This is a genomic window from Mycobacterium sp. (genome assembly GCF_035653355.1).
In the GTDB taxonomy this organism is placed as follows: Bacteria; Actinomycetota; Actinomycetes; order Mycobacteriales; family Mycobacteriaceae; genus Mycobacterium.
In genome coordinates, this window is record NZ_DASRBZ010000451.1 from 1 (window position 1) to 5,390 (window position 5,390).

The window sequence follows — 5,390 nt, forward strand, 5'->3', positions numbered from 1 at the left end:
TTGCGCCAGGAGGCGACGTCGCCCAGCGCCCACACGTTGGGTGCGCTGGTGTGTCCGGCCTCGTCGCAGATGACCCCGTCGTCGACCTTGATTCCGCTGCCATTCAGCCACTCCGTGGCCGGCCGCGACCCGATGCCCACCACGACCAGGTCGGCTGTCACCTCAGTGCCGTCGGTGAGCATGACGGAGTCGACATGGCCTTGACCTCGAACCTCCGCCACCGCGACTTCGGTGCGCACGTCGACACCCTCGGACCGGTGCAGTCGTGCCACCAATTCCCCGATCTGCGCGCCGAGAACCCCTGCCAGCGGGGCCGGCTGCGGCTCCACCAACACAACGTCGACCCCCAGGCCGCGTAGGCTGGCGGCCACTTCGCAGCCGATGAAACCGGCCCCGACCACCACGGCGTGGCGCGCTTCGGTGGCATGTCTGCGCAGGGCGATGCTTTCGTCATAGGAGCGCAGCACCCGGATGCCTTCCAGGTCCGGTAACGACGGGATGCGCCGCGGCACCAGGCCGGTCGCGATGACGAGCTCGTCGTACCCGAGCACGGTCCCGTCCTTGAGGGTCACGGTCTGTTCCGTGGTATCCAGGCTGACGGCGGCCGTGCCCAGCCGCAGCGTGATGCCGTGCTCTTCGTAGAACTCGCGGGGCTTGAGTGTCACGTCGTCGACTTCGCTGCGCAAAACTTCCTTGGACAGCGGGGGCCGATCGTAGGGCAGATGAACTTCGTCGCTGACGATGGTGATGGGGCCGGTGTAGTTGGCCCGGCGCAGTTGTTCGGCGGTGCGGGCCGCGGCAAGGCCGCCGCCGACGATCACTATTCCTTTTCCGGCTCCACGTCCTGCGCTAGTGGTCACGTGGAGTTCATACACGATTGCGGGACTGCGCTGTTGGCCAGCCCGCAATATCGCAGGACGCCCTCAGTACTTCAGCACGCCTTTGTCGACGGGAATCTGGGCGCCCGAAAGCGTGCCCGACCCGTCGCCGGCCAACCAGGCGACGACATCCGCGATCTCCTCGGGCGTCATAAAGCCTTTGGGCTGCAAGGGCATTGGCGGGAAGCTGTGCGCATAGCTGGGATGCTTGCCAAGCAGCTGGATCAGCGCGTCGGTTTCGATCATCGGGGTGTCGACCGAATAGGGATGGATGGAATTGACGCGGATACCGAACTCGCCGAGCTCAATAGCCAGCGTGTTGGTCAGCCCGACGAGTCCGTATTTGGCAGCTGAATAATGACCGTTGCCCGGCGTGGCCTTGACGCCGGACGCCGAGCTGACCACCACGATGGAACCGCCGTTGCCGGCCTCGATCATCGCGGGCACAACGGCTCGCAGGGTGCGCCAGGTGCCCGACAGGTTGACCCCGATGACGGTGTCCCATTGTTCGTCGGTGAGTTCCCAGACCCGGCCCCAGCTCAGCACGCCGGCGTTGGCCACCAGGATGTCGAGCCGGCCGAACTGCTCGACGCCGTCGGCCACCAGTTGCCGCAATGCAGCGTCGTCGCGGATATCGACCTCGCGCGCCAGCACTTTGCGGCCCTCGGCTTCCACGGCACACACGGTCTGGGCGAGGTCCTCCGCGGTGGCCGCCGGGTAGGTGATGGTGTCGGACACCGGCGCGCAGATGTCTGACGCGATGATGTCAGCGCCTTCGCGGGCCAGTCGCACCGCGTGCGCGCGTCCCTGGCCTCGGGCGGCACCGGTGATAAATGCCACTCGTCCCTGCAGCGTGCCGCCTACGCCAGCCATCGCCCGTCCTTTCGTCACTCCGCGATCAGGCTAGCAGCGAAACTGAAACGTGTTCTAGCCGCGGGCCGGTTAGATCTCGGCGATGATTTCGGCTCGCTTGCTGGCGTATTCCTGGTCGGTCACCGCTCCTGCAGCATGCAGCGAGTCCAATTCCTGCAGCCGCTGGGCGATGGTCTGCTCCGGTGCCGCGCCGGCCGGCGCGGTCGCGGCTGCGGGCTGGCCCACCGCAGCCGGCGCCGTTTGCGCCTGCTGGGCCGCCGCACGACGCACCACCGCTTGGATCTGTTGGCGTAGCACCGGATTGGACCGCACATCGACCATCCGGTTCAACGGAACGTTGTTGGCCTTGAGGATCTGCAGGATTTCCATCAGCGGTCCGGCCTGCCCACTCAAGTCATAGGTCTGGTTGTCTTCGGCCAAGGTGAACTGCGCTGGCACCAGACCGTTGACCAGAGCGCTTCGCTCCCAATCGATCCGGTATTCCCTGGTGGCCGGGTCGACGAGCACCACCAACTGTCGGGAGGTGATGTTGCCCAACCGGCTGACACTGGCGATCACGCGGTCTTGACTATCGAACGGCTCGAAGCCCGCCCCGGCGATGTGCAGATCCAGTTTGACCAGCGGTTGCTCGTTGATACGCGTCCCGGTCTCGGTGATGCCGGTGATTTGAGCGAGCGCCAGCACCCCGCTTTGTTCGAGCGCCGCCGTCTTGGCGGCCGATTTGGCGCCGTAGTTGGTGAGCGCGAGGGCGATCAGCACATCGGCAGCGGTGATCAACAGACCGGCGTAGAACATCCACTTCATCAGGCTGTTCTGGCCCAGTCCGAAATACGTCATCAAAAAGATCGGTCCGACCAGCCCGCCACACAGCAGGACCATGAGCTGACATTTCACGTACCGCCACAACATGGCCATGCTCCTGTCGTCGGGCGAATCGCGTTCAGCAGAGTATTACGCACGCGTCGAATCCCGGCAGCGCTTTCCCAATAGCCCGCGACGCGACGCAAAACGGCGCCCACCCTCTCGGATGGGCGCCGTTTTGGCCGGGCAGGGCCCCGGCGAACACTACTTTGCGACTACTTGATGATCTTGGTCACCCGACCGGCGCCGACGGTGCGGCCGCCCTCGCGGATGGCGAAGCGCAAACCTTCGTCCATGGCGACGGGCTGGATCAGCTTGACCTTGATCGTGGTGTTGTCGCCGGGCATCACCATCTCGGTGCCCTCCGGCAGCGTCACCACACCGGTCACGTCGGTGGTGCGGAAGTAGAACTGCGGACGGTAGTTGTTGAAGAACGGCGTGTGCCGGCCGCCCTCGTCCTTCGACAGCACGTAGACCTGGCCCTCGAACTCGGTGTGCGGCGTCGTGGTGCCGGGCTTGGTGACAACCTGGCCGCGCTCGACGTCCTCACGCTTCACACCGCGCAGCAGCAGGCCGACGTTGTCGCCGGCCTGACCCTGGTCGAGCAGCTTGCGGAACATCTCCACACCGGTGACCGTGGTCTTGGTGGTGGTCGGGCGGATGCCGACGATCTCGACTTCCTCGTTGACGTTTATCACGCCGCGCTCGACACGACCGGTGACCACCGTGCCGCGCCCGGTGATCGTGAATACGTCCTCGACCGGCATCAGGAACGGCTTGTCGGTGTCGCGGACCGGGTCCGGAATCGACTCGTCGACCGCGTTCATCAACTCGACGATGCTCTCCACCCACTTCGGGTCGCCCTCGAGCGCCTTCAGCGCCGATACGCGAATGACGGGAGCGTCCTCGTCGAACTCCTGGGCGGCCAGCAGTTCGCGGACCTCCATCTCGACGAGCTCGAGCAGCTCCTCGTCGTCGACTGCGTCGGCCTTGTTCAGCGCGACCAGGATGTAGGGCACCCCGACCTGACGGGCGAGCAGCACGTGCTCACGGGTCTGCGGCATCGGGCCGTCGGTGGCCGCGACCACCAGGATCGCCCCGTCCATCTGGGCGGCGCCGGTGATCATGTTCTTGATGTAGTCGGCGTGGCCGGGCGCGTCGACGTGGGCGTAGTGCCGTTTTTCGGTCTGGTACTCCACGTGCGCGATGTTGATGGTGATACCGCGCTGACGCTCCTCAGGCGCGTTGTCGATCTGGTCGAACGCCTTCGTCTCGTTCACGTCGGGATATTTGTCGTGCAGAACCTTGGTGATAGCCGCGGTCAGCGTGGTCTTGCCGTGGTCAACGTGACCGATGGTCCCGATGTTGACGTGCGGCTTCGTCCGCTCGAACTTCGCCTTCGCCACTTTTGTGTCCTCCTGGACTTGTTGGTGCTTGTAAAAGCAGTGTTGATGTGTTCAGTTGTGCCGCGGTAGTGACGGGGAGCTTACTGGCCCGTCGCCTTCGCGATGATCTCCTTCGACACCTGCGCCGGCACTTCGGCGTAGGAGTCGAACACCATGGAGTAGTTCGCCCGGCCTTGAGTCTTCGACCGCAGGTCGCCGACGTAGCCGAACATCTCCGACAGCGGCACGTGCGCCTTGACGACGCGTGTGCCTGCCCGCTCCTCCATGGCCTGGATCTGACCACGGCGGGAGTTCAGGTCGCCGATCACGTCGCCCATGTAGTCCTCCGGAGTGAGGACCTCGACGGCCATGATCGGCTCGAGGATCACCGGCTGCGCCGCGTTGGCGGCTTTCTTCAGCGCCTGCGCGCCGGCGATCTTGAACGCCATTTCCGAGGAGTCCACCTCGTGGTAGGCGCCGTCTTCCAGCGTCACCTTGAGATTCACCAGCGGATAGCCGGCCAGCACACCGTACTGCATGGCGTCCTGGGCGCCGGCGTCCACCGAGGGGATGTACTCGCGCGGGATGCGCCCACCGGTGACCTTGTTCTGGAACTCGTAGGTGGCGCCGTCCTCACCGGTGAACGGCTCGACGGTGATGATGACCTTCGCGTACTGGCCGGAGCCGCCGGTCTGCTTCTTGTGGACATACTCGACGTGCTCCACCTTGCGGCGGATCGTCTCCTTGTACGCCACCTGCGGCTTGCCGACGTTGGCCTCGACCTTGAATTCGCGGCGCATCCGGTCGACCAGGATGTCCAAGTGCAACTCACCCATCCCGCCGATCACGGTCTGGCCGGTTTCTTGATCGAGGTGCACCTTGAAGGTTGGGTCCTCCTCGGCGAGCTTCTGGATCGACGCCGACAGCTTCTCCTGGTCGCTCTTGGTCTTGGGCTCGATGGCCACCTCGATCACCGGGTCGGGGAACGTCATCGACTCCAGCACGACCTGGTCGTTGGGGTCCGACAATGTGTCGCCGGTGGTGGTGTCTTTGAGGCCGATCACCGCGTAGATGTGGCCGGCGCTGGCCCTATCGACCGGGTTCTCCTTGTTGGAGTGCATCTGGAACAGCTTGCCCAGCCGCTCCTTCTTGCCCTTGGTCGCGTTGATGACCTGGCTGCCGGAGTCCACCGTTCCGGAGTAGACGCGGATATAGGTCAGCTTGCCGAAGAACGGGTGCGTGGCGATCTTGAACGCCAGCGCGGAGAACGGCTCGTTCTCGTCGGCGCGGCGCTCGATGACCTGCCCCTCCAGGTCCTTGCCCTTGACCGGCGGGATGTCGATCGGCGACGGCAGGAAGTCGACCACCGCGTCCAGCAGCGGCTGCACGCCCT

At 65.0% G+C, this 5,390-nt stretch carries 5 protein-coding genes; all 5 read right to left on the reverse strand.

Annotation, left to right across the window (positions count from 1 at the left end):
• The coding region (locus VFA16_RS15585; RefSeq protein WP_414687737.1) for an NAD(P)/FAD-dependent oxidoreductase at positions 1 to 875 on the reverse strand (875 nt) is incomplete at its 3' end.
• Between the two features lie 48 nt (positions 876 to 923).
• On the reverse strand, positions 924 to 1,751 hold the full coding sequence (locus tag VFA16_RS15590; RefSeq protein WP_324968692.1) for a mycofactocin-coupled SDR family oxidoreductase: 828 nt from the start codon (positions 1,749 to 1,751) through the stop codon (positions 924 to 926).
• A gap of 69 nt (positions 1,752 to 1,820) precedes the next feature.
• Positions 1,821 to 2,660 (reverse strand): SHOCT domain-containing protein, encoded by an 840-nt coding sequence (locus VFA16_RS15595; protein WP_324968693.1) that lies wholly within the window; start codon positions 2,658 to 2,660, stop codon positions 1,821 to 1,823.
• Between the two features lie 167 nt (positions 2,661 to 2,827).
• Positions 2,828 to 4,018, reverse strand: a complete 1,191-nt coding sequence (tuf, locus tag VFA16_RS15600; protein WP_083089163.1) for an elongation factor Tu — start codon at positions 4,016 to 4,018, stop codon at positions 2,828 to 2,830.
• 80 nt (positions 4,019 to 4,098) lie between these two features.
• Positions 4,099 to 5,390, reverse strand: a 1,292-nt coding sequence (fusA, locus tag VFA16_RS15605; protein ID WP_324968694.1) for an elongation factor G, incomplete at its 5' end; no start/stop codon positions are given.

What these genes read in the sequence shown, in the direction of transcription:
- VFA16_RS15590 (WP_324968692.1), bottom strand. Translation starts at nt 1,751, where the DNA reads ATGGCTGGCGTAGGCGGCACGCTGCAGGGACGAGTGGCATTTATCACC.
- VFA16_RS15595 (WP_324968693.1), bottom strand. Translation starts at nt 2,660, where the DNA reads ATGTTGTGGCGGTACGTGAAATGTCAGCTCATGGTCCTGCTGTGTGGC.